Source organism: Aestuariivirga litoralis, from assembly GCF_003234965.1.
GTDB classification, from domain to species: Bacteria; Pseudomonadota; Alphaproteobacteria; order Rhizobiales; family Aestuariivirgaceae; genus Aestuariivirga; species Aestuariivirga litoralis.
Map to the genome: position 1 here is coordinate 300,132 of NZ_QKVK01000004.1, position 23,981 is coordinate 324,112.

Genomic DNA, 23,981 nt, shown 5'->3' on the forward strand with positions numbered 1-23,981 from the left:
TATGAGGCTCGGCCCTGCTGGAGGAAACCATGTCGCGCCGGCGCGGCAAGTTCGCCGTCATCTTCGTCTTCATCACCGTGTTCCTCGACATGGTGGGCTTCGGCCTCGTCATGCCGGTGCTGCCGCGCCTCATCGAGGAGGTGAGCGGCACTGACCTCGCCGGCGCCTCGATCTGGGGCGGTTGGCTGTTCTTTGCCTATGGCGGCATGCAGTTCCTCTTCGGCCCCGCCATCGGCAACCTGTCCGACGCCGTGGGCCGCCGCCCCGTTCTGCTGCTCTCGGTCTTCGGCCTCGCGGTGGACTACCTGCTCACCGGCTTCGCGCCCAACATCATCTGGCTCTTCGTCGGCCGCGTCTTCGCCGGCATCTGCGGCGCGTCCTATACCACGGCCAATGCCTTCCTCGCCGACATCACCAGGCCCGAGGAGCGCGCCAAGGTCTTCGGCATGATGGGAGCCGCCTTTGGGCTGGGCTTCGTCATCGGCCCGGCCATCGGCGGCCTGCTCGGTTCCTTCGGGCCGCGTGTACCCTTCTTCGTTGCGGCGGGCCTCGCCATCCTGAACTTCGCCTATGGCTGGTTCGTGCTGCCCGAGACACTCGCCCCCGAAAACCGCCGGCCGTTCTCGCTCGCCCGGTCGAACCCCATCGGCGCCCTCAAGGTCTTCGCGCAATACCGGGGCGTGGTGCCGCTCAGCGCCGTGATGTTCCTCTACTTCCTGTCGACGGCGGTCTACCCCGCGATCTGGGCCTTCTGGGGAATTGCCGCCTTCGGCTGGACGGAGGCAACCGTGGGCCTGACGCTCGCCGCCTTCGGCCTCCTCGCCGCCATCGTGCAGGGTGGCCTCACCGGCCCCGTCGTCAAATGGCTGGGAGAGCGCAATGCCGCCGTCTTCGGGCTGGTCACTGCCGTCATCGCACTCGTCGGCTATGGCCTGGCGCCGGGCTTCCTCGCCGTCATGATCCTGCTGGTCGTCCATGCGCCAGAAGGCTTCGTGCACCCGGCGCTCACCGCCATCATGTCCCACCAGGCGCCGGAGGATGCCCAAGGCGAAATCCAGGGCGGCATCGCCAGCCTGCAGAGCATCGGCATGCTTCTCGGCACCGTCCTCTTCGCCCAGGTCTTCGGCTGGTTCGCCGTGCCGGGCGCACCGCCCGCCGCGGCAGGCTACCCCTTCCTGCTCGCCGCTGTCATGCTGGCGGGAACGCTGGTCTTCTTCCTCACGCTCCGCGAGGTGAAACCCGTCACTCCACCGTGACGGACTTGGCGAGGTTCCTCGGCTGATCCACATCCGTGCCGATGAACACCGCGGCGTGATAGGCGAGGAGCTGCACCGGCACCGCATAGAGGAGCGGGCTGACGAAGGGATGGGCCTTCGGAACACGGATCGACCGGAAGGCCTTGTGCTCATTGTCCGTCATGCCGTGGTCGTCGGTCAGCAGCACGATCTTGCCACCGCGCGCTGCCACCTCCTCCATGTTGGAGATCGTCTTGTCGTAAAGCTCGTCATGTGGAGCAATCACGATGACCGGCACGTTCTCGTCGATGAGCGCAATGGGCCCATGCTTCAGTTCGCCCGCCGCATAGCCCTCGGCGTGGATGTAGGAAATTTCCTTGAGCTTGAGGGCACCCTCCAGCGCGATCGGGTAGTTCAGCCCCCGTCCGAGGAAGAGCACGTCCCGCGCATTGGCGATCTCGCGCGCCACGTCGGCGATGTGCTTCTCCTCCTTCAGGATCTCCGTCATCTGCCGCGGCGCCATGATCAGCGCACTGACAAGCTCCCGCTCCTGCTCCAGCGTGAGCGTGCCACGCAGCTTGCCAGCGAGGATGGCAAGGCAGGCGAGCGCCGTGAGCTGGCAGGTGAAGGCCTTGGTGGAGGCCACACCGATCTCTGGCCCCGCATAGGTGCGGAACACCATTTCGCTCTCGCGCGCGATCGTCGATTCCGGCACGTTGACGATGGCCAGCGTATGCTGGCCCTGCTGCTTGCAGTAGCGCAGGGCGGCGAGGGTATCCGCCGTCTCGCCCGATTGCGACACGACAATCGCCAGTCCGTTCTTCGGCAAGGGCGCCTCCCGGTAACGGAACTCGGAGGCGATATCCACTTCGGTGGGCAGTCGGGCGATGCGTTCGAACCAGTACTTGGCCGTGAGGCCTGCGTAGGAGGCGGTGCCGCAGGCGGTGATGGTGATCCGGTCGAGTGCCGCAAAGTCGAAGGGCAGCTTCTCCGGCACACGCACCGTGCCCTCGGCGAAGTCGACATATTCGGCGAGCGTATGGCCGATGACCTCCGGCTGCTCCTCGATCTCCTTGGCCATGAAGTGGCGGTGGTTGCCCTTGTCCACCAGCATGGTCGAAGCCTGGCTGAAGCTCATCGGCCGCTTCACCGGCTTGCCATCGGCATCATGGATCTCGACCGAATGGTGCGTCAGCACCGCCCAGTCGCCATCCTCGAGATAGGTGATGCGGTTGGTGAAGGGCGAGAGCGCAATGGCATCGCTGCCGACGAACATCTCGCCATTGCCATGGCCGATGGCCAGCGGCGGACCGTTGCGGGCGGCGATCATCAGGTCGTTCTCGCCCTTGAACAGGATGGCCAGCGCGAAGGCGCCATGGAGCCTCGAGAGCACCGCCTTCACCGCCTCGCGCGGCGCCCTGCCCCGCTTCATCTCGCGTGACAGGAGCTGCGCCACCACTTCCGTGTCGGTCTGCGTGGTGAACACGGCGCCATCCGCGATCAGTTCATCCTTCAATGCCCTGAAATTCTCGATGATGCCATTGTGCACCACGACCACGTCTCCCACCGTGTGCGGGTGCGCATTGGTCTCGGTGACGCCACCATGGGTGGCCCAGCGTGTATGGCCGATGCCGGACGTTCCCTCCAGCGGCTCGCGCGCCAGGAGGCTGGCCAGGTTCTTCAGCTTGCCAACGGCGCGACGGCGCTCGATGCCGTGCGATGTCAGCGTTGCGACGCCGGCCGAGTCATAGCCGCGGTATTCGAGCCGCCGCAGCGCCTCGACGATGTTGTCCGCCACGGGTTCCTTGCCGAGAATGCCAACGATGCCGCACATGTAATCAGGGTCCTACTTGTTCTTGCGCGCAGCCTTGCGGGCCGCCTTCATCTCACGATAGCGCCTGGCCCAGCCCTCCCGCAGGTCAAGCTCTGCGCGGGTCATGGCCAGGGCATCGGCCGGAACGTTGCGGGTGATGACACTGCCCGCCGCGATCGATGCCCCGTTACCCACCGCAACCGGCGCCACGAGCGCCGTGTTGGAGCCAACAAAGACATTCTCCCCAATGTCGGTGAGGTGCTTTTCGTAGCCATCGTAATTGCAGGTGATGGTACCGGCACCGATGTTGGTCTTCGCGCCGACGCGGGCATCACCGATATAGCTCAGGTGATTGGCCTTGGCGCCCTTGCCGATCACGGCCTTCTTCACCTCGACGAAATTGCCGATATGGGCGTCCTCGCCGATCATCGCACCGGGCCGCAACCGGGCATAGGGGCCGATCCGCGCGCCGGCTTCGATGGTGGCGCCCTCGACATGGGAGAAGGCCAGGATTTCAACCCCGTCGCCGATCAGCACGCCGGGGCCGAAGACGACGTTGGGTTCGATCACGACGTCCTGCCCCACCGCCGTATCGGCAGAAAAGAACACCGTCTCCGGCGCCACCAGCGTTGCCCCGTTCAGCATGTGCCGCCGCCGGTATGACTGCTGCAGCGTCTTCTCGATTCCCGCAAGCTGGAGGCGGTCGTTGACGCCTGCAACCTCCGCCTCCGGGCAAAGGGCGAGCCGGCACGGAAAACCGCAGGACGCCGCCAGATCAACGAGGTCGGTGAGGTAGTATTCCCCCTTGGCGTTGGCATTTCCAAGCTGGGGGACGAGCGACCACAGGAGCGCGGCGTCGATGGCGATGATGCCGGAGTTGCAGAGGCCGATGGCCCGCTCGGCCGGGCTCGCATCGAGTTCCTCCCGGATCTTCACCACGCTGCCGTCGGCGTCCTGAAGCAGTCGACCATAGCCATGAGGGTTGGAGGCCTCGAAGCCGAGCACCGCCATCCCGTGCCCGGCAAGACCCGTCAGTCCCCGCAGGGTGCCGGTCGAAATCAGCGGCACATCGCCGTAGAGCACCAGAACGGTGCCGGTGAAATCCTGCAACTGCTCCCGCGCCATGGCAACGGCATGGCCGGTGCCGAGGCGCTCTGACTGCACCGCCAGGCGTGCGCCCGGGATCACGGTGCGCGCCTCCTGCCAGACGGCCTCCATGTCGGGGCCGACGACGACCACGGCGTGCCGTGGGTCGAGGGCCCGTGCCGCATGCAGAACATGCGCCAGCAGGCTCCGGCCCGCGGCCCGGTGCAGCACCTTGGGCAAGGCCGACTTCATCCGCGTGCCCTTGCCCGCGGCCAGCACGATGATCGCGATATCTGTCATTGCAGTCCCGGTCGCAAAAGGAATCCCATGGCCCCCCGCTAGCATGTCTGCCCGGTTGAGGCGATAGCAAGGCGCCCTGCAATTGTATTGACCCCACCCCCACCCCCCACTATGTTCCGCGCGCGTTCGCCGGGCATTCCTTCCGGTCGTGGGCCCGTAGCTCAGCGGTAGAGCATCTGACTTTTAATCAGAGGGTCTCGGGTTCGATCCCCGACGGGCTCACCACATTTTCCGACGGCATTGACGATCGAATGGCGGCGCGCAGTTCCTGCGCTGGTTGTGGCGCACGGCCGAGGCTGGTCTCCGGGTCGTGGCGAATCCCTCGATCAGGGCGGCCAAGGGGGTGCTGGAATTGGCACGCATGGCGCGAACATCCAGGGTGCCAGCACGGCCCGCGTCCAGCCAATTCTGAAACGCGTTTTGATGAATGAGTATTTATACTTACGTGACACCTGCAATGGTGAAGTGTAACTACGGAACTGTCGATTTCTTGATGGAAATCAAGATAAGCACCATCACATATGCACTATATGATGCAAGTGATTAGCAATCGTTTCCGAAGCCGTTGGCAGGTTTCGTGGGCGGTCTGCAAGACGCCGAGGGCATCGTTTGCCCAGGAAGGATAGCAACGTGAACATCTCCGCAACGACAAAGCTGGTGATTTCGGCATCCCTCCTCCTTGCTGCGGGTGCGTTCCACGCCGGGGCTGAGAACATGCAGCCGCTGCCCAAGCTGCCGATCCAGGACAGGCTGCAACCCTTCCCAGGAATCGACATCGGCGTGAAGCAGGCGAAAGGTCAGGATGCGGTCGATCGGCTGGGAATCCACTTGCCCGATGTCGCCGCCTGGTATGGCAAGACGCCGGACGAGTTTCGCAAGGAACTTCTGACCGACAAGCACATGCGCCTCGATCAAAACGGCCGGCTCTATGCCGTATGGGAGATGAATGCTCCCTTGCCGGCAGAGCAGCAGCCCTCGGCGCAGCAACCCTCCTCGATACAGGACGGTGGCCTCGTCAGCCTGGACCAGACCTTCTATCTTCACAGCCACCCGGGCGCGAACCGCACGATCTATCTCAATTTCACCGGCGACACGATCACCGGAACGGCATGGAACGCCAGCCAGGGCAAGTCGACGATCGTCGCCACGCCCTTCGACCTCGACGGCAACCCCGGGTCGTTTTCCACCGAGGAACTGCAGCGCATCCAGTATATCTGGCAGCGTGTCGCCGAGGATTATGCGCCCTTTGACGTCGACGTGACCACGCAGCGCCCGTCAGACGACGTTCTGACCCGGTCGGACGTCAACGACAAGGTGTTCGGAACCACCGTCGTGATCACCAAGAAGGACGGTGTCTACAACTGCACCTGCGGTGGCATCGCCTATATCGGGGTCTTCGACGCATTCGCCGGCAGCAAGCCTCCGAACTATTACAAGCCAGCCTTCGTGTTCTACGACATGCTGGGAAGCGGCAATGAAAAGGCCGTTGCGGAGGCGATTTCGCACGAGGCAGGCCACAACATGGGCCTGCATCATGACGGCCAGGGCAGCAACGCCTATTATGCCGGGCAGGGAAATGATGCCACGACGGGATGGGCCCCCATCATGGGCGTGGGCTATTACCGGCCGCTGGTGCAGTTCAGCAAGGGCGAGTATTCCGGCGCCAGCAACAAGGAAGATGACTTCGTCATTGCCCAGAACTTCGGCCTGCCGCTCCGGCTCGATGACTATGGCAGCAATACGGGAACCGCGACCCCCTTCGTCCAGCGCCTTTCCGGCAACACCGTCAGCGGCAGCATGGACGGCGTGATCGAGACCACCAGCGACAGGGACGTGTTTGCGATTACCGCAGGCGTCGGACCGCTCCAGGCCAATGTCATGCCGGCGAACCGGTCTCCCGACGTCGATCTCGTCCTGACCCTCCTGGACTCTGCCGGCCGGGTCCTGGCGACACAAAACCCCATCAACGAGTTGAAGTCGGCCCTGGCCTACAACATCACGACGCAAGGCACCTACTTTCTGGAGGTCAGGGGCACCGGTCAGGGAGACCCTGCCGTCACAGGCTATTCGTCCTATGGCAGCGTTGGCAACTTCCGTCTGACCGCCAGCTATGCCCCGCCGGTGGGGACGCCGCCACGCCCCGTCATCGTTGCGTCGCGCAACACGGGACCCGCTCCCCTTGCCGTGACCCTCGATGGCAGGAATTCGACCGATGATGGCCGGGTGGCCTTCTGGTACTGGGACTTTGGCGACGGCAACAGCGATGTGAGCGGCTCCATGGCGCTCGTGAACCACGTCTATCAGGTTGCCGGAACCTATCTGGCCCGGCTGACGGTGGTGGACAATTCCGGGCTGAGCGCCAGCACCTCCCAGGTCATCAACGTCAGTGTTCCGGCACCGCTGTCGAACGTGCAGAGCATCGAGATGTCGCTGAAGACCAACAGCAAGGGCTATGCCTGGGCCGTGGCATCGGTGACGGTCGTCGATCACATGGGAAAGCCGCTTTCGGGCGCCAAAGTGACCGGAAGCTGGAATGGCATCGTCAGCAAGAACGTCACCGCCACGACGAACAAATATGGCAAGGTGACGCTGACCGCCCCCAAGACCAAGGCATCGGGCTGCTTCGCCCTGACCATCACAGGGATCATAAAGACCGGTTATCCGTTCAACGGCGCCTCGAACCGTACCGGCCAGATCTGCCGCTGACGGACACGGCCCCCTTGGCGGCGGCGCTGGCGGCGCAAGCTGGCCGAAGATGACGCTTTTGGGCGGCCTTTCGCGCCGCGAAGTCGACTAGCGTGGCGCCTTATCCAAACAGGATCGGGGCTGACATGTCTGCAATCGACAATCTGAAGGCGGCGCGCGAGGACTCTCTCAGGGCCTCGGCGGGCGGTCCTCCGCCGCGCACCCAGAACCCCTTCTTCGGTGTGGGCCCGATCACCGACATGGCGCGGGACGAGGCCGACAGCCGCATGCTGCGTTTTGCCTTCGAGCACTGGCTGGAGCAGAACTACAGGAAGCTGGACGACACCGGCCGCGACATCGGCCCCTTCACCGCCGCGGAAATCGGCCGCTCGATGCACCGCGGCTATCCGGCCGACAAGTTCCTGCTGGACATGATGCGGGAGATCCACCGCTACTTCGAGTTCCCGAAGTCCAACCGGCTGGCGGTGGGCCTCGGCGGCGGCCATTCGGGCTTCACCGTCTGCGCACTGCACTTCCTGACCGTCAACGACCCTGCCCAGCATGTCTACGTCGATACGCCGGCACCGGAATCGGATCTTGCCAAGGCCTCGGGCTTCTTCCGACAGAGCTGGGGGGCGCAGATCGTCGAGATGATGCGCTTTGCCCGCAATGGCGACGAGGCGCGCATCCATTTCGCCAAATCCGAGGGAGCGATCCCGTCCTCCGACATGCTGGAACGCATGGGCATCAAAGTATTTTTCGGCGTCGGGCACGAGACGACGGGGGCCACCACCTATTCCCGCTCCGACATCGAGAACCTTCTCGACTGGATCGACCGCAATCCGGCCGAGCACCATGCGGTGCTGGATGCGACCTCGATGCTGGGCGCCATGCCCTGGGGCGAGGAACTGGTGGCGGAGGTAATGGCGAAGTGCTGCCTGTTCATGCCGTTCCAGAAGGCGATTGGCGGCATCTCCGGATATTTCCTCGTGTCCTTCACGCCAACCGCTCTGGCACTGGTGGAGGAGAACCAGAAGGCGCCTTCCTGGGCCATTCCGCGCCAGTTGAAGCTCGCCGCACCGGTCGATCCCAAGATGCCGCTGTCGGGCGAGCGAACGGTGAAGCTGGGACCCTTCTATGACCCGCAGGAGAACAAGATGGTGGGTGGTGTGATCAACACCTTCTCCACCCTCGCCTTTGCCGAAACCACCTTTGGCCTGCTGCGCGTCGAGAAGATGATCGGCCCGGTCAGAGAGATGAACCGCCGCTCCGAATTGAACCGGGCCGCCCTGAACGAGTGGATGAGCAACTCGGACCTGTTCCAGCTGGGCGTCACCAGTGCCGAGCACCGCGGAGCCGCGGTCACCCTCGTGAAAGTTGCCGACAGGCAGGTCACCGACCCTGCGCTTCATGCCCGCATCATCGCACGCTCGAAGCAGCTGCTGGCCTATGACGGAATCACCCACCCCAATGGTGTTCACGAGGAGGGCCTCGACACCGCCCGCTATGTCAACGCCTTCCCCGGCACGCCGGGCGACTATCGCGCCTGGATTGGCGGCATCCGGCCGGTGGAAGACATCCACGCCCTGCTCGACAACATCAAGTACGCCTATCACCGGGCGCGGATCGTGGTGATGGAGGAGGAACTGGCGAAACATGGCGTCACCTTCCCTGCTCCCGCACAGCAGGCAGGCCGCAGCCGCAAGGACGACCCCAAGCGCGCCTACAAGGTGCTGATCTGCGATCATGTCGGCCTCAAGTTCGGCATGGACGGCAAGCCCGACCACTCGGCGGTCAGGGCGCACGCCATCGCACAGGGCTGCAGCTTCCATGACGCCCCGTATACGGATGGCATGACGCTCGAGCCGGGCATCCACTTCTTCTACCAGCCGCAGCTGTCGAAGCCCGATGAAATCAGGCCGCTGACCGACAAGGGGCAGTATGACGCGGTGATCGCGGCGGCAACCTTCCTGCCCAAGGAGGCCCAGTTCCCCGCCGGTGGCGTGCGGATCGGCGCCGGCACGGGCAACATGGGCTCCGCATCATGGGGAGGCGGCAACGGCGAAGGAGGCATCGCCCCGCTGATGAACACGCCGTCCTTCAACAGCCGGGCGACCGCGCAGATGGGCTTCAAGGCCCTGCTGAAGGTGTTGCCGGATCTTCCCGTGGACGAGATGCACCGCCTCACCGCCGCGGGCACCTTCGACACCGGGCGCGATCTCGCGAAGTTCCCGACCGAGAAGATCGAAGGAAAGCGCATCGGCATCATCGGCTATGGCAACATAGGACGAGAGATGGCGAAGCTGGCGCAGGCCTTCGGCATGGTGGTGGCAGTCCACGCAAGGCCCCGCCACAAGGACTGGATCGAGTCGGAGGGCTTCATCTACGCTGCGACACCGGAAGACGCGGCACAGGGGGCGGATGTGATTTCCGTGCACACTGGCCTCGGCCCGCTGAACTCCGCCACCGGCAAGTTCGCCAACGCCAATGTGGTGAGCGCCAGCGTTCTGGCCCAACTGAACGACGGCGCGATCGTGATCAACTACGACCGCGGTGAATGCGTCGACGCCGCGGCACTGGATGCCGCCTTGGCATCCGGCAAGGTGCGCTACGCGGCCATTGATGCCGATCTCTTCGTCAACGCCGAGACGGGAGCCGCCACCGGGCCGATGGTCCCCTACCTGCCCCTGGCGCAGAAATATCCCGGCCGGCTGGAACTGCTGCCGCACGCGGCGGCCGACACCGAGCACGTCTCGCGCGTCGAGGGGGCCAAGCAGGCGGTGGATCAGATCATCAGCGCCATCCGCTTCAAGGAGGTCGTGAACCTCAAGGGCGACCTGCCGGAGGGCTATGCGCTGGGCGGGTCCAGAACGGTGGCCGGGGTCGGCAAGTGCAGCGGCCAGTCGATTTCCCAGGCCGTCGCTTCTGGCGATGTCACGGCAGCGCGCGGCGAGGCCGAGACGATGGCGGCGATCTGGGCTGCGCTGGCCGCCGCCCCGACAGAGGCGGCGCGCCAGACCCTGATCGCGCGCCACGGCGCGGCACTGGTGAAGAGCTTCAACAGCTATGCCACGCTGATGCGGAAGCTGGGCCTCGAAGGGCCCTATGCCTGAGGCAGCGCCTTCTCGACGAGCCTCGCCCAGAAGGCGGGGCCCTTCACCAGAAGCGCGTCGTTGAAGTTATAACCGGGGTCGTGAAGCATCGGCCCCGGCCCCGCCCCCAGGCCGAAATAGCAGGACGGCACGACTTCCTGCATGGCGGAGAAGTCTTCCGAGAACATGAAGGGGCCCCGCATGTCGACCTTGGTGGGGTCCTGCCCCATCTCCAGCGCCACCGCGCGCACCAGCGCCGCTTCGTCCGGGGTGTTGAACCCGGCGGGGTAGCTCCAGCTGTCGAGGCCAATCTGTACATCCGCCGTGCAGCCATAGGATTTGGCATGCGCCATGGCGAGTTCCTTGATGCGGGTGAGCACCAGATCGCGCACCGGCTTCGTCACGGTGCGCACGCCGACCAGCAGCCGCACCTCTTCCGGGATGACCGTCGCCATGGACCCGCCATTGATCGCACCAACGGTGACGACCGCCGGATCATGCGGATCGAGGTTGCGGGAGACGACCGTCTGCAGCGCCAGCACGATGCTGGAGGCTGCGACGACCGGGTCCACCGACTTGTGCGGCAGCGCGCCATGTCCACCCACACCCTGCACGACGATGGTGAAGACGTCGCAGGAGGCCGTGATCGGTCCCGGTCGCACGACGATCTGGCCTTCCGCCTCACCCGGCAGGTTGTGGAGCGCGAAGACACGGTCGCAGGGGAACCGGGTGAACAGCCCATCCTCGATCATGCGGAAGGCGCCACCCTCGTCTTCCTCCGATGGCTGGAAGATCAGCCGAACCGTTCCGTCGAAGTTCCGGTGCTCCGCGAGATAGCGCGCCAGCCCGAGCAGCATGGTCGTGTGCCCGTCATGCCCGCAGGCGTGCATCTTGCCGGGGTACTTCGATGCATAGGGCAGATTGGTCTGCTCCTGGATCGGCAGCGCATCCATGTCGGCGCGGATGCCGATGGTGCGGCCGGAGTTGCCGTTTCTGAGCGATGCCACCACGCCGGTCTTGGCGATGCCCGTGGCAACCTCGAATCCCAGCCTTCGGCATTCGTCGGCCACGATCCCGGCCGTGCGTTCCTCCTGGAACAGCATTTCGGGATGGGCGTGGAGATCATGCCGGATGGCCGTGAGATCGGGCAAGTGCTTCTTGAGAACGTCCTCGATCATCGCTTTTGCGGCACTTTCTTCTCGATGTAGCTGAAGGCCCAGACGGTGAGGAAGGTCAGGCACATGTAAATCACGGCAAGCAGCATCAGCGGCTCGTAGACGATGTAGGTGTCCTGGGTGATGCGGTTGCGCACGACGCCCGCAAGGTCCATCACCGTCACCGTCATGGCAAGCGGCGTAGCCTTGAGCTGCAGGACCACCTCGCCGGCCAGCGTCGGCAGCACGAGACGAACAGCACGGGGGAACCACACCCGGGTCAGCACCTTCCAGGGCGACATGCCGAAGGAACGCGCGGCCTCCAGCTCTCCCCGCGGAACACCGAGGAACGCGCCGCGCATGATCTCGCCCTCATAACCCGCGAAGCTGAGGGTGAAGGCAAGCAGCGCATACCAGAAGGCATCAAGCCGGATGAGCCATCGGAAGTCCTGGCGGAACTCGGGGAACACGCTGGCGAGCTGGGGAAACAGGGACCCGAGCCCATAATAGATGAGCCACAGCTGCAGCAGCAGCGGTGTGCCGCGGATCACGGTGCAGAAGCCGCGTGCGATGGCAGCAAGCCAGCGGGGCCCCGTCACCTGCACCAGCCCGATGGGGATGGCAAGGATCATGCCCAGCACGCAGGAGAACACCCACAGGAGCAGAGTCAGCCAGAGGCCGCGGATCAGCAGCGGGTAATAGGTGGCCATCCAGCTCCACTGCGACACCTTCAGCAGCCAGTAGATGATGCCGGTGAGCAATGCCACCAGCAGCAGCACGACCAGGCTTTTGACGATCAGCTTGAACACGTCGAAGCTCATGTCAGCTTCCTCTGGCCGCGCCGCACGCGCTTTTCGAGCATCGCGAAGCCGCGCTGCGACACCAGCGTGATGATCAGGTACACGAGGCCAGCGGCCATGAAGAAGGTGAAATACATCTTGGTGTTGCCGGCCGCCTGGCGGGTGGCCAGCGCCAGCTCGGTGTAGCCGACGACGGCGATCAGTGCCGTATCCTTGGTGACGATGAGCCAGAGATTGGCGAGCCCCGGAATGGCATAGGGCAGCATCGACGGCAGCGTGATCCGGCGGAAGATCAGCCAGGGCGACATGCCGTAGGCCCTCGCGGCCTCCATCTGGCCAACCGGGATGGCCTGGATCGCAGCGCGCAGCACCTCGGTGGAATAGGCGCCCTGGACGAAACCGAGTACCAGCACGGCGGCGGCAAAGCCGTTGATCGCGATGGCCGAGAAGCCCGAGCTTTCGAGCAGCTGGTTCAACGTTGCCGTGCCGGCGTAATAAAGGATGAGGATGAGGATCAGCTCAGGCACGGCGCGCACCAGCGTGGTGTAACCCTGCATGATGGTGCGCGTCAGGGTGCTGCCATAGAGCTTCGACATCGCGCCGATGACGCCGATGATCAGACCCAGCGCATAGGCCAGAAGCGCGATGGCCACGCTGACGGAGGCTCCGAACAGCAGCTCGTCGCCATAGCCGGTGGGGCCGAACGACAGTATTTCCGGAAATCCGGGTTGACCGGCCATGGGCGCCCCTGGTCAGGAACCTGCGCGGAAACCATCTTTCCGCGCAGGCACGCAGCTACGTTACTTGTTTTCGGGAGTGACGAGAATGCCCTGCAGTTCCGGATAGTTCACCGTGATCTCCGCGAACTTCTTCTGCTTCGCCAGTTCGGCGATGGCGGCGTTGATCTTCTCCTTAAGCGCCGTGTCTTCCTTGCGCACACCGGCCCCGACACCCATGCCCAGAACCGAGATGTCGTCCGGAACGGTGCCCTTCAGCTCGCAGCACTGCTTGCCCTGGTCGGATTTCAGGAAGGCATCCAGCGCGGTGGAATCGGCCTGCACATAGTCGACACGCCCTGCAGCCAGGTCGTTGTTGGCCTCGTCCTGCGTGGAATAGGTCTTCACTTCCGCACCGGCGGCGGCGAAATACTTCTGCGCGTAACGCTCATGGGTGGTCGAGACCTGAACGCCCACAACCTTGCCCTTGAGGTGCTCCGGCGAGATGTTGGTGTCGCCATCCTTCTGGCCGATCAGGTTCGACGGCGTGTTGTAGTACATGTCCGAAAAGTCGATGGTCTTCTTGCGCTCATCGGTGATCGACATGGACGACCAGATGACGTCGATCTGCTTCGAGGTCAGCGCGGGGATGATGCCGTCCCACGCCACTTCCACGAGTTCGCACTTCTCGTTCATCTGGGCGCAGAGGGCGTTCATCAGGTCGATTTCCCAGCCGACCCACTTGCCGGAAGCATCCTTCGAGCTGTAGGGCGCATAGGGCTCGGCCGCGACGCCGAACTTGATGTCGGCCATGGCGGCGGTGGAGGCGCTGGCCAGCAGGCCAAGGGCCGCGGCTGCCATGACGATGCGACGGTTAAGCTTCATTCACGTTACTCCCTGTTTTCCGGGCGGCTTGAAGGCCCGGTTTGTTGAAGGCACTTGTCACGTTCCGCTCAGGCATGTGCCGAGGAAACGAACTGGCGGCAACGGTCGCTGCGGGGCGAACCGAAGACCTGCGATGGCGGCCCCTCCTCCTCGATCACCCCCTTGTAGAGATAGATCACGTGGCTGGAGACGCTGCGGGCAAACTTCATTTCGTGGGTGACGAGGATCATGGTGCGGCCCTCATCGGCAAGGTCGCGGATGACCTTCAGCACCTCGCCCACCAGCTCGGGGTCGAGCGCCGAGGTGGGTTCATCGAAGAGCATGACCTTCGGCTCCATGCACAGCGCGCGTGCGATGGCGGCACGCTGCTGCTGGCCGCCGGAGAGAAAGGCCGGATACTGGTCGCGCTTCTCGAACAGGCCGACCTTGTGGAGCAGCTTCTCCGCGCGCTCGATGGCTTCCGCCCGCGGCACGCCCAGCACATGAACCGGGGCCTCGATCACGTTCTGCAGCACGGTCATGTGCTGCCAGAGATTGAAGCTCTGGAAGACCATGCCGAGCCGCGTGCGGATACGCTCCAGCTGCTTGCGGTCCGAGGGGTGCAGGTCGCCGTCCTTGTGGCGGGCGAGCGCAACCTTTTCGCCCGTCACCTCGATCTGGCCCTGGGTGGGCATCTCGAGGAAGTTGATGCAGCGGAGGAAGGTGGACTTGCCGGATCCCGACGCACCGATCATCGAGACGACCGACCCCTCGCGCGCCGTGAGCGAAACGCCCTTCAGAACCTCGAGCTCGCCGAATTTCTTGTGAAGGTCGGTGACCTGCACCGCCACCGGGCGGTCAGCCATGACCTTCGCTGCAGCGTTTTCCACGCCTCGTCTCCCCACCGGGCCGGTTCGACCCTTGTTCTTCTGCGTCGTACAATAACAAGAAAACCGGCGACTGCAATTGGACAGTACGCCGGTTTTCCTTCATTTTCCCGTCGCTTCGACGTGATTACTCACTCGGACTTCGCCTTGGGCTTGCGCTTTGCGGCCTTCCTCTCGGGCTTGTCGTCGCCCTCCTCCCCGGTTTCCGCTGCGGCACGTGGCAGAGCCTTGCGTTCGGGCCGGCCGGGCAAGGCCTTCTCCTCATCGCGACTCAGATACTCGAAGTGCAGCTCATCCCCCTTGAGAAGGATGCGCACGGTTCCGCCCTTCGACAGCTTGCCGAACAGCACCTCCTCGGCCAGCGGCTTCTTGACGTGCTCCTGGATGATGCGCGCCAGGGGCCGCGCGCCCATCTGCTGGTCATAGCCCTTCCGGGCCAGCCAGTCGGCGGCATCGGCAGACAGCTCGATGTTGATCTGGCGTTCGGCCAGCTGGGCCTCCAGCTGCAGCACGAACTTCTCCACCACCTTGCGAACCACTGCCGGCGGCAGGTGGCCGAAGGCGATGACCGCATCGAGCCGGTTGCGGAACTCCGGCGTGAACAGCCGCTGGATGGCCTCCATGTCGTCACCCTGGCGAACACTGTTGCCGAAGCCGATGGCCTCGCGCGCCATGTCCTGGGCACCGGCATTGGTGGTCATGATGAGGATCACGTTGCGGAAGTCGACCGACTTGCCATTGTGGTCGGTCAGCTTGCCGTGGTCCATCACCTGCAGCAGGATGTTGAACAGGTCAGGGTGCGCTTTCTCGATCTCGTCGAGCAGCAGCACCGAATAGGGGTGCTGGTCGATGCCGTCGGTCAGCAACCCGCCCTGGTCGAAGCCGACATAGCCGGGAGGCGCACCGATGAGGCGCGAGACCGAGTGTCTTTCCATGTACTCGGACATGTCGAAACGCAGCATGTTGACGCCCATCACCTCGGCGAGCCGCTTCGCAACCTCCGTCTTGCCCACGCCCGTGGGACCGGAGAACAGGTAGCAGCCGATGGGCTTTTCCGGTTCCCGCAGGCCCGCGCGGGCAAGCTTGATGGCGGCGGCCAGGGCCTCGATGGCCTTGTCCTGGCCGAACACCATGCGCTTCAGCTCGGCGTCGAGGTTCTTCAGCACCGTGGCGTCGTCCTTCGACACCGTCTTGGCCGGTATCCGGGCCATGGTGGCAATGGTTTCCTCGATCTCCGGCACGCCGATCACCTTGCGGCGCTTGTCCTCGGTTACCAGCATCTGCGAGGCGCCGGTCTCGTCAATCACGTCGATCGCCTTGTCCGGCAGCTTGCGGTCGGCCATGTAGCGCGCCGAGAGCTGCACCGCCGTCTCGATCGCGTCATCGGTGTAGCGGACCTTGTGGAACTCCTCGTAATAGGGCTTGAGGCCCTTGAGGATCTCGATCGCATCCGGGATCGAGGGTTCGTTGACGTCGATCTTCTGGAACCGACGGACGAGGGCCCGGTCCTTCTCGAAGTGCTGGCGGTATTCCTTGTAGGTGGTCGAGCCGATGCAGCGCAGCGAGCCATTGGCCAGCGCCGGCTTCAGCAGGTTGGAGGCGTCCATGGACCCGCCCGAGGTCGCCCCCGCGCCGATGACCGTGTGGATCTCGTCGATGAACATGATGGCGCCGGGGCGGGACTCGATCTCCTTCACCACCGCCTTGAGGCGCTCCTCGAAGTCGCCGCGATAGCGGGTGCCGGCCAGGAGCGCGCCCATGTCGAGCTGGAAGACGGTACAGTTCAGCAGCACCTCCGGCACGTCGCCATTGATGATCTTGCGGGCCAGGCCCTCGGCGATCGCCGTCTTGCCGACGCCCGGGTCGCCCACGAAGAGCGGGTTGTTCTTCTGGCGGCGACAGAGGATCTGTATGGTGCGGCGGACTTCAGCCTCGCGGCCGATCAGCGGATCGATCTTTCCTTCGCCGGCCTTCTTGTTGAGGTTGATGCAATAGGCGTCGAGCGCATCGCCCTCGCCTTTCTTCTTGGCGCTGCCCTCGTCGCCGTCACTGTTGCTGGCGCCCTGCTGGTCCTGGTCGACACCGCGCACGGGGCGCGTTTCCGAAAGACCGGAACGCTTGGCAATGCCATGCGAGATGTAGTTGACGGCATCGTAACGCGTCATGTCCTGCTCCTGCAGGAAATAGGCCGCATGGCTCTCGCGCTCGGCGAAGATGGCGACGAGCACGTTGGCCCCCGTCACCTCCTCGCGGCCCGAGGACTGGACGTGGATCACGGCGCGCTGGATCACGCGCTGGAAGCCGGCCGTGGGCTTCGAATCCTCGCGCTCGGCCGAGATCATCTGGCCCAGCTCATTGTCGATGTAATTGGTCAGGCTGCGGCGCAGCACGTCGAGGTCGACGTTGCAGGCCTTCATGACCGCTGCAGCGTCCTTGTCGTCGGTGAGCGAGAGCAGCAGGTGCTCGAGCGTCGCATATTCGTGGCGGCGTTCGTTGGCCAGTGCAAGGGCGCGGTGCAGCGCCTTTTCGAGACTGCGGGAGAATGTCGGCATTGGCCTATTCCTTTTCCATCGTGCACTGGAGGGGATGCTGGTGGTTGCGGGCGAAATCCATGACCTGGGTCACCTTGGTCTCCGCCACCTCGAATGTGTAGACCCCGCAGACGCCGACGCCCTTCTGGTGGACGTGCAGCATGATGCGGGTCGCCTCGTCGCGTCCCTTGCCGAAGAACCGCTCGAGCACGTGCACGACGAATTCCATCGGCGTGTAGTCGTCGTTGAGCAGCAGCACCTTGTAGAGCGAAGGCTTTTTGGTCTTCGCCTCCGTCCGGGTGATCACCCCTGTCTGATTTTCGTCTCTGTGGTTGGGCTGCTTCGGCATGAGAGCGATTATATAGGTGCTTCGCCCCGAATGTGGAGGGGGTATTCTCGGCCAAATTCGGGCACTGCTGTTTCACCGGATACGCAGGGCGGGTGGCATTGGTTTCACTCAGGCTGGGGCTCGCGGGAGAAAGGCTCTCGTTCACAGCAGAACCCGCCGCAACCGGCAGAGTTCCCAGCCGACGCCTGCCCGGAAATTGTGCGCCGCGACAGGTTTCCGGGCCGCCTCAGCCCCGGGCAAGCTCCAGCAGGCGGAGGGTCATGGGGTGGCGGGGACGAGCCAGCAGGTCTCCGATGCTGAAGTGGTTCTCTCCCGCCACCTCCTCATAACGGCAGGGAAGCCCGAAACCTGCCCAGCCCGCTGCGAGCGAGCGGGCCTGGCGACGGAACTCGAAGCTCTCCTCGGCGCCCACCCAGCTGTCAAAGGGGATGCGGCTGGGCATCGGCCAGAACAGCGGGCTCGCCGCCATGGCCGCGGCGGCGGAGAGCCGCAGATCGTCATTATAGGGCGTCACCATCAGCGGGCGGAGGTCGAACAGCCCGCTGACCGCCAGACAGGCCTGGATCAGGTCCTGGCGGGCGCCATAGAGCTGCCATTCGGTGGCTGCCATGGCGGCGGCAAGGTGACCTCCGGCGGAATGGCCCGTCACCACCAGCCGCCGTCCGCTGCGCTGCCCGAGGAACAGGCAGCACTGGCGAAGCTCGTCGATGATGTCGGCGACCGTCACATCCGGGCAGAGGCTGTATCCCGGAACCGCGACGTCGAAGCCCGCCGCATTGGCGGGACCTGCCACATGGCTGAAGGTCGACTTGTCGAAGCTCCGCCAGTAGCCGCCATGGATGAAGACGATGACGGGCCCCTGCCCCTGGCCGCCATCAGCCGGGAACAGGTCGACCCGGTTGCGCGGCCTGGCACCATAGGGGATGTCAAGTTCGCCTTCATGGCTGGCCCTGTAGGCCGACGCATCCTTGTGCCAGCGTGCGATGATCTCCGCATGGTCCGGCACCATGGCGCGGTTGTTGTATTCGGCGGCAAGATCCATCATGGCCGGGTTCTTATCACAGGAACAGCTTTGCCGCCGCGCCATGGGCGGCGCGCAGCGCGGCGATGTCGATGCCGACCGGAAGGCCGTCGATGACCCGCCATTCGCCGGCCACCATCACCCGGTCGGCACGATGGGCGCCGCAGAGCACGAGGGCCGCCAGTGGATCACCGGCGCCCGAGAAGCGCAGCTCGTCGAGCCTGAACAGGGCCAGGTCCGCCTGCTTGCCGACCGCGATCTCCCCGATGTCGCTGCGCCCCAGGCAGCGGGCGGAACCTTGGGTGGCCCAGCGCAGCGCATCGAGATGGCTGACGGAGGCGTCATAGGTCAGGCGGTTGATCATCAGCGCATGGCGCACGCCCTCCATCAGGTTGGAGGAATCGTTCGAGGCCGAGCCATCGACCCCCAGTCCCACCGCCGCCCCGGCGGCCTCGAGCTCCCGGGTGCGGCATTGGCCCGAGGCCAGCACCATGTTGGAGGTGGGGCAATGGCACACCCCCACGCCATGCCGGCCCAGCCGCTTCACGTCATCATCGGAAAAATGGATGCCATGGGCCAGCCACGTGCGGTCATTGAGCCAGCCCACATCTTCCAGGTAATCGAGCGGACGCATGCCGAACATCGCCGTGCAGAAATCATCCTCGTCATGCGTTTCGGCGAGGTGGGTGTGCAGGCGGCAGTCATGCGTCTCGGCAAGGGCCCCGCAGGCGCACATCAGCGACTTGGTCACGCTGAAAGGCGAGCACGGCGCGAGCGCGATCTGGATCATCGCGCCCTCGCCGCGCTCGTGATACTTGCCGATCACGCGCTCGCAGTCGGCGAGGATCGTGTCCTCGTCCTGCACCACGGAATCGGGCGGCAACCCGCCATCCTTCACCGACAGGTTCATCGACCCGCGGGTCACGGTCATCCGCAGGCCGAGGTTCCGCGCCTCCTCCACCTGGATGTCCATCGCGTCGTCAAGCCCGCCCGGAAACAGGTAATGATGGTCGGAGGTGGTCGTGACACCCGACATCAGCAGCTCGGTGAGCGCCAGCCGGGTGGCGAGCCGCAGCGATTCGGGCGTCAGGCGTGACCACACCGGATAGAGCGCCCTCAGCCAGTCGAAGAGCTTCTTGTTGATGGCATCGGGGTGAGCCCGCGTCAGTGTCTGGTAGAAGTGGTGGTGGGTGTTGACCAGGCCGGGCAGCACCACGTGCTGCGATGCGTCAAAAACCTCGTCCACCGCCACGGATGGCCGTTGCCCCGACGTCAGCACTTCGGCGATCCTGCCGCCGCGCAGCACAATCCCGGCGGGTGCGTCAGCCATGATTGCCAGCGGCGATTTTATCCAGAGGCTGCGCATGACGATACCTAAAGGTTTGCCGGGGTTGAAGTTTGGGTCCACTTCGGTTCACAATACATGGCACGGGCCAGATGGTGCTGCCAAGAAGCGCCTCACAATCGGCCCAACAGGGAGCAGACAGATGACCTTTATGAAGACAGCGATTTCATCGCTCGCCGCCCTCGCCGCCGTGGCGGGCCTCGCCATGGCGCAGGAGGCCAAGAAGGAGATCGGCCCAGGTGAAGGCCAGGTCGACATCGTGGCATGGCCGGGCTACATCGAGCGCGGCGAGACCGACAAGAACTATGACTGGGTGACCAGCTTCGAGAAGGACACGGGCTGCAAGGTCAACGTCAAGACCGCGGCCACCTCGGACGAGATGGTGACCCTGATGAACCAGGGCGGCTTCGACCTCGTCACCGCCTCGGGCGACGCCTCGCTGCGCCTCGTGGCCGGCAAGAAGGTGCAGCCCATCAACATTTCCCTCATCAAGGACTGGGGCACGCTGGACGACCGCCTGAAGGAAGCGCCCTGGCACACGGTCGACGGCGTCCACTATGGCGTGCCCTATCAGTGGGGCCCGAACGTCCTCGCCTACAACACCAACGTCTTCAAGGAAGCGCCGAAGAGCTGGGCCATCGTCTTCGAAGAGCAGAACCTGCCCGACGGCAAGTCGAACAAGGGCCGCGTCCAGGCCTTCGACGGCCCGATCTACGTGGCCGATGGCGCGCTCTACCTGATGAAGACCAAGCCGGAACTCGGCATCAAGAACCCCTATGAGCTGAACCAGGCGCAGTTCGATGCGGTCATCGCCCTCTTGAAGAACCAGCGCCAGCTGGTCGGCCGCTACTGGCATGATGCCATGGTGCAGATCGACGACTTCAAGAACGAGGGCGTCGTTGCCTCGGGCTCCTGGCCGTTCCAGGTGAACCTGCTGCAGGCCGACAAGCAGCCGGTCGCTTCGACCGTGCCGGAGGAAGGTGCCACGGGCTGGGCCGACACCACCATGATGCATGCCGAGGCGGCGCACCCGAACTGTGCCTATCTGTGGATGAACCACTCGATCTCACCGAAGGTGCAGGGTGATCTCGCGGCCTGGTTCGGTTCGGTTCCCTCGGTTCCCGCCGCCTGCAAGGGCAACGAGCTCCTGACCGACGCCGGCTGCGCCACCAACGGCTTCGAGAACTTCGACAAGATCTGGTTCTGGCGCACGCCGACCGCGAAGTGCGAGGCGGAGGGCGGTTGCGTGCCCTACTCGCAGTGGGACAAGGCCTACCGAGAAGTCATGAGCCAGTAAGGCTCGCAGCCCCAACCACGCTTGACCCCGGCCTCCGCAGGCCGGGGTCTTCAGTTCAGGACCCATCATGCCCGCAGCCGTCAGCTTCCAGCACGTGTCACGTCACTTCGGCCAGGTGAAGGCCGTCGATGACGTGTCTCTCGATATTGCCGAGGGCGAGTTCTTCGCCATGCTGGGGCCGTCCGGGTCAGGCAAGACAACCTGCCTCCGCCTCATCGCCGGTTTCGAGCAGCCCACTTCGGGCCATATCGAGATCTTCGGCGAGACGGCCGAGGGGCTTCCACCCTACAAGCGCAACGTCAACACTGTCTTCCAGGACTACGCCCTGTTCCCGCACATGACGGTGGGCGAGAACGTCGCCTATGGCCTCATGATCAAGGGCGTCGCGCGGGCTGAACGCGAGGCCAAGGCGCTGGAGGCCCTGGCCATGGTCAAGCTCAAGGGCTTTGACCAGCGCCGGCCGTCGCAGCTTTCCGGTGGCCAGCGCCAGCGCGTGGCGCTCGCCCGCGCCCTCGTCAACCAGCCCAAGGTGCTGTTGCTCGACGAGCCCCTCGGCGCGCTCGATCTCAAGCTGCGCGAGCAGATGCAGGAAGAATTGAAGGCGCTGCAGAAGCAACTCGGCATCACCTTTGTCTTCGTGACCCATGACCAGGGCGAGGCCCTCTCGATGGCCAACCGCGTGGCGATCTTCAACGAGGGCAGGATTGTGCAGGCAGGCTCGCCAGCCGACGTCTATGAACGCCCCCGCTCGCGTTTCGTCGCCGATTTCGTGGGCTCATCCAACGTCCTCCCGCCCGATTTCGCAGCGGCCCATGGTGGCACGCTGGCGTGGACCAGCCTTCGCCCGGAAAAGATCCGCCTGGCGGGGGGCCATGAAACTCTGCCCAGTGGCCAGTTCGGCGTCACCGGCCGCGTTGCCTCCGTGAACTATCAGGGTGCCGTCACCCGGATCGCCGTCGACGTGAACGGCACGCGCATCGCGGCTGCCCTGCCTGCGGGCATGACCGCAATCCAGGAAGGCGAGACAGTGACCCTCGCCTGGGACGCGGACAATCTCGTTGCAATGGATGCCGCATGAGCGCCCTTGCCACCACGGCCCCGCGCGGCGGACTTTCGGACTTCTTCTACCGCAATTCCGGGCTGCTCACCCTCGCGCTGCTGTTGCCGCCACTCCTGTGGATCGGCATCGTCTATCTGGGCTCGCTCTTGGCCCTGCTGCTGCAGAGCTTCTATTCGCTCGATGAATTCTCGGGGCTGATCGTCCACGAATTCACCCTCACCACCTACGGACACCTGTTCACCGCCACCAACCTGACGATCATCCTGCGCACCGCCGTGATGGCGGCAGTCGTCACCATCGCCAGCGCCATGCTTGCCTTTCCCATCGCCTATTACGCAGCGCGCTATGCGCGTGGTGGCTGGAAGGCGCTGTTCTATCTGGCAGTGATGATGCCGCTGTGGTCGAGTTACCTCGTCAAGGTCTATGCCTGGAAGCTGATCCTCGCCAAGGAGGGGATCATCACCTGGGTGGCGGACAAGCTCCACGTGGGTTGGCTGCTCGACGCGCTGCTTAGCCTGCCGGTGATCGGCGGCTCGTCGCTGTCCTTCAGCTATATCGGCACCTTCATCGTCTTCGTCTATATCTGGCTCCCCTACATGATCCTGCCCACGCAGGCGGCGCTGGAGCGCGTGCCGAAGAATTTCATCGAGGCCTCGGCCGACCTCGGTGCCTCGCCGCGCCAGACCTTCCGGACGGTGATCCTGCCCTTGGCCCTGCCGGGCGTCATCGCGGGCTCGATCTTCACCTTCTCGCTGACGCTCGGCGACTACATCATCCCGCAAATCGTGGGAAATTCGCGGCCCTTCATCGGCACTACGGTCTATGCGCTGCAGGGCACCGCGGGCGACATTCCGCTGGCCGCGGCCTTCACCGTCGTGCCTGTCGTCATCATGGGCATCTATCTGGTGATCGCCCGGCGCATGGGGGCCTTCGATGCGCTCTGAGCCCGCCGCTTCGCTACCCCTCCGGCTGGCCGCCATCGGCGGCTTGCTGTTCCTCCACATCCCGCTGGCGCTGATCATCCTCTATGCCTTCACCACCGAGGAGAAGAGCTTCCAGTTCCCGCCACCGGGCCTGACGCTCCGCTGGTTCTCGGTCGCGTGGTTCGACCGGCCGGACATCTGGGGGCCGCTCTGGCTGTCGGTGAAGGTGGCTGTGCTCGCCACGCTGATCGCGCTGGTGCTGGGCACACTCGCCGCCGCAGCCCTCTGGCGGGCGCGCTTCTTCGGCAAGGATTCGATCTCGCTCCTGTTCATCCTGCCGATCGCGCTTCCCGGCATCATCACCGGCATCGCGCTGCGCTCGGCCTTCGACATCATGTCGATCCCGTTCTCGACCTGGACCATCGTTCTGGGGCACGCCACCTTCTGCATCGTGGTGGTCTACAACAATGCGCTCGCCCGCTTCCGGCGGCTTTCCGGCAGCATGATCGAGGCCTCGATGGACCTTGGCGCCAATGGCACGCAGACCTTCCGGCACGTGATCCTGCCGCAGATCGGCTCCGCCCTTCTCGCGGGCGGCATGCTGGCCTTCGCGCTGTCCTTCGACGAGGTGATCGTCACCACCTTTACCGCTGGCCAGCAATCCACCCTCCCGATCTGGATGCTGAACGAGCTGATCCGCCCGCGCCAGCGCCCCGTCACCAATGTGGTGGCGCTGATCGTCATCGCCGTCACCTTCCTGCCCATCCTCGCCGCCTATTACCTGACGCGCGAGGGCGAGCACACGGGCGGCTCCGGAAAGTGA

Annotated in this window: 18 protein-coding genes and 1 tRNA gene; 8 read left to right on the plus strand and 11 right to left on the minus strand. The window is 64.5% G+C overall.

The annotated features are described in order from the left end of the window. The first annotated feature begins 29 nt into the window (after window positions 1-29). Window positions 30-1,256 carry a TCR/Tet family MFS transporter gene (locus tag DK847_RS11245; RefSeq protein WP_111198591.1) on the plus strand — a complete coding sequence of 409 codons (1,227 nt, stop codon included), beginning with the start codon at window positions 30-32 and terminating at the stop codon, window positions 1,254-1,256. On the opposite strand, the gene glmS is transcribed toward DK847_RS11245, so the two are convergent. Beyond that, entirely contained in the window at window positions 1,243-3,069 is a 1,827-nt protein-coding gene (glmS, locus tag DK847_RS11250; protein ID WP_111198592.1) for a glutamine--fructose-6-phosphate transaminase (isomerizing), read from the minus strand. The two genes, DK847_RS11245 and glmS, sit on opposite strands and share 14 nt — an antisense overlap. Before the next feature lie 12 nt (window positions 3,070-3,081). Then, window positions 3,082-4,434 carry a bifunctional UDP-N-acetylglucosamine diphosphorylase/glucosamine-1-phosphate N-acetyltransferase GlmU gene (gene glmU / locus DK847_RS11255; protein ID WP_111198593.1) on the minus strand — a complete coding sequence of 451 codons (1,353 nt, stop codon included), beginning with the start codon at window positions 4,432-4,434 and terminating at the stop codon, window positions 3,082-3,084. Between the two features lie 150 nt (window positions 4,435-4,584). Between glmU and DK847_RS11260 the strand changes: the two genes are divergently transcribed. The 3 genes from DK847_RS11260 (at window position 4,585) to DK847_RS11270 (ending at window position 10,232) form a co-directional block, all read left to right on the plus strand. After that, a tRNA-Lys gene (locus DK847_RS11260) sits at window positions 4,585-4,659 on the plus strand. A gap of 405 nt (window positions 4,660-5,064) precedes the next feature. Further along, a complete protein-coding gene (locus DK847_RS11265; RefSeq protein WP_146256103.1) occupies window positions 5,065-7,140 on the plus strand; it encodes a PKD domain-containing protein in 2,076 nt (691 codons plus the stop codon). Window positions 7,141-7,265: 125 nt separating this feature from the next. Next, window positions 7,266-10,232, plus strand: coding sequence for an NAD(P)-dependent oxidoreductase (locus DK847_RS11270; RefSeq protein WP_111198595.1), 2,967 nt, complete (start codon window positions 7,266-7,268; stop codon window positions 10,230-10,232). On the opposite strand, the gene DK847_RS11275 is transcribed toward DK847_RS11270, so the two are convergent. The 9 genes from DK847_RS11275 to DK847_RS11315 all read right to left on the minus strand — a co-directional run bounded on the left by DK847_RS11275 (window position 10,223) and on the right by DK847_RS11315 (window position 19,899). Beyond that, window positions 10,223-11,389, minus strand: a complete 1,167-nt coding sequence (locus DK847_RS11275) for a M20 aminoacylase family protein (protein WP_111198596.1) — start codon at window positions 11,387-11,389, stop codon at window positions 10,223-10,225. The genes DK847_RS11270 and DK847_RS11275 overlap by 10 nt on opposite strands. Then, window positions 11,386-12,186 (minus strand): ABC transporter permease, encoded by an 801-nt coding sequence (locus DK847_RS11280; RefSeq protein WP_111198597.1) that lies wholly within the window; start codon window positions 12,184-12,186, stop codon window positions 11,386-11,388. Before DK847_RS11280 ends, DK847_RS11275 begins: the two co-directional genes overlap by 4 nt. Then, a complete protein-coding gene (locus DK847_RS11285; protein WP_111198598.1) occupies window positions 12,183-12,905 on the minus strand; it encodes an ABC transporter permease in 723 nt (240 codons plus the stop codon). The genes DK847_RS11280 and DK847_RS11285 overlap by 4 nt, the downstream gene beginning before the upstream one ends. Window positions 12,906-12,965: 60 nt before the next feature. Then, entirely contained in the window at window positions 12,966-13,766 is an 801-nt protein-coding gene (locus DK847_RS11290; RefSeq protein WP_111198599.1) for a transporter substrate-binding domain-containing protein, read from the minus strand. A gap of 68 nt (window positions 13,767-13,834) precedes the next feature. Then, the gene (locus tag DK847_RS11295; RefSeq protein WP_111198600.1) at window positions 13,835-14,611 is read right to left on the minus strand and encodes an ABC transporter ATP-binding protein; all 777 of its coding nucleotides are present in this window, start codon (window positions 14,609-14,611) and stop codon (window positions 13,835-13,837) included. A gap of 152 nt (window positions 14,612-14,763) precedes the next feature. After that, window positions 14,764-17,184 carry an ATP-dependent Clp protease ATP-binding subunit ClpA gene (gene clpA, locus DK847_RS11300; protein ID WP_111198601.1) on the minus strand — a complete coding sequence of 807 codons (2,421 nt, stop codon included), beginning with the start codon at window positions 17,182-17,184 and terminating at the stop codon, window positions 14,764-14,766. A gap of 4 nt (window positions 17,185-17,188) precedes the next feature. Then, a complete protein-coding gene (gene clpS, locus DK847_RS11305) occupies window positions 17,189-17,512 on the minus strand; it encodes an ATP-dependent Clp protease adapter ClpS (protein WP_111198602.1) in 324 nt (107 codons plus the stop codon). A 226-nt stretch (window positions 17,513-17,738) separates the two neighbouring features. Continuing rightward, window positions 17,739-18,557, minus strand: coding sequence for an alpha/beta hydrolase (locus tag DK847_RS11310; RefSeq protein WP_161957242.1), 819 nt, complete (start codon window positions 18,555-18,557; stop codon window positions 17,739-17,741). A 13-nt stretch (window positions 18,558-18,570) separates the two neighbouring features. Beyond that, complete coding sequence (locus DK847_RS11315) at window positions 18,571-19,899, minus strand: 8-oxoguanine deaminase (protein WP_111198604.1); 1,329 nt, start codon at window positions 19,897-19,899, stop codon at window positions 18,571-18,573. A 130-nt stretch (window positions 19,900-20,029) separates the two neighbouring features. Here DK847_RS11315 and DK847_RS11320 point away from each other — a divergent pair, with 130 nt between their 5' ends. From DK847_RS11320 to DK847_RS11335, 4 genes are all read left to right on the plus strand, one after another. After that, the gene (locus DK847_RS11320; protein WP_111198605.1) at window positions 20,030-21,175 is read left to right on the plus strand and encodes an ABC transporter substrate-binding protein; all 1,146 of its coding nucleotides are present in this window, start codon (window positions 20,030-20,032) and stop codon (window positions 21,173-21,175) included. 67 nt (window positions 21,176-21,242) lie between these two features. Further along, window positions 21,243-22,253 (plus strand): ABC transporter ATP-binding protein, encoded by a 1,011-nt coding sequence (locus tag DK847_RS11325; RefSeq protein ID WP_111198606.1) that lies wholly within the window; start codon window positions 21,243-21,245, stop codon window positions 22,251-22,253. Next, window positions 22,250-23,179 carry an ABC transporter permease gene (locus DK847_RS11330; protein ID WP_111198607.1) on the plus strand — a complete coding sequence of 310 codons (930 nt, stop codon included), beginning with the start codon at window positions 22,250-22,252 and terminating at the stop codon, window positions 23,177-23,179. Before DK847_RS11325 ends, DK847_RS11330 begins: the two co-directional genes overlap by 4 nt. Further along, window positions 23,169-23,981, plus strand: coding sequence for an ABC transporter permease (locus DK847_RS11335; protein WP_111198608.1), 813 nt, complete (start codon window positions 23,169-23,171; stop codon window positions 23,979-23,981). The genes DK847_RS11330 and DK847_RS11335 overlap by 11 nt, the downstream gene beginning before the upstream one ends.

Coding starts and splice junctions, on each gene's coding strand:
- DK847_RS11245 (WP_111198591.1), top strand. CDS start 30: ATGTCGCGCCGGCGCGGCAAGTTCGCCGTCATCTTCGTCTTCATCACC.
- glmS (WP_111198592.1), bottom strand. CDS start 3,069: ATGTGCGGCATCGTTGGCATTCTCGGCAAGGAACCCGTGGCGGACAAC.
- glmU (WP_111198593.1), bottom strand. CDS start 4,434: ATGACAGATATCGCGATCATCGTGCTGGCCGCGGGCAAGGGCACGCGG.
- DK847_RS11270 (WP_111198595.1), top strand. CDS start 7,266: ATGTCTGCAATCGACAATCTGAAGGCGGCGCGCGAGGACTCTCTCAGG.
- DK847_RS11275 (WP_111198596.1), bottom strand. CDS start 11,389: ATGATCGAGGACGTTCTCAAGAAGCACTTGCCCGATCTCACGGCCATC.
- DK847_RS11280 (WP_111198597.1), bottom strand. CDS start 12,186: ATGAGCTTCGACGTGTTCAAGCTGATCGTCAAAAGCCTGGTCGTGCTG.
- DK847_RS11285 (WP_111198598.1), bottom strand. CDS start 12,905: ATGGCCGGTCAACCCGGATTTCCGGAAATACTGTCGTTCGGCCCCACC.
- DK847_RS11290 (WP_111198599.1), bottom strand. CDS start 13,766: ATGAAGCTTAACCGTCGCATCGTCATGGCAGCCGCGGCCCTTGGCCTG.
- DK847_RS11295 (WP_111198600.1), bottom strand. CDS start 14,611: ATGGCTGACCGCCCGGTGGCGGTGCAGGTCACCGACCTTCACAAGAAA.
- clpA (WP_111198601.1), bottom strand. CDS start 17,184: ATGCCGACATTCTCCCGCAGTCTCGAAAAGGCGCTGCACCGCGCCCTT.
- clpS (WP_111198602.1), bottom strand. CDS start 17,512: ATGCCGAAGCAGCCCAACCACAGAGACGAAAATCAGACAGGGGTGATC.
- DK847_RS11310 (WP_161957242.1), bottom strand. CDS start 18,557: ATGATGGATCTTGCCGCCGAATACAACAACCGCGCCATGGTGCCGGAC.
- DK847_RS11315 (WP_111198604.1), bottom strand. CDS start 19,899: ATGCGCAGCCTCTGGATAAAATCGCCGCTGGCAATCATGGCTGACGCA.
- DK847_RS11320 (WP_111198605.1), top strand. CDS start 20,030: ATGAAGACAGCGATTTCATCGCTCGCCGCCCTCGCCGCCGTGGCGGGC.
- DK847_RS11325 (WP_111198606.1), top strand. CDS start 21,243: ATGCCCGCAGCCGTCAGCTTCCAGCACGTGTCACGTCACTTCGGCCAG.
- DK847_RS11330 (WP_111198607.1), top strand. CDS start 22,250: ATGAGCGCCCTTGCCACCACGGCCCCGCGCGGCGGACTTTCGGACTTC.
- DK847_RS11335 (WP_111198608.1), top strand. CDS start 23,169: ATGCGCTCTGAGCCCGCCGCTTCGCTACCCCTCCGGCTGGCCGCCATC.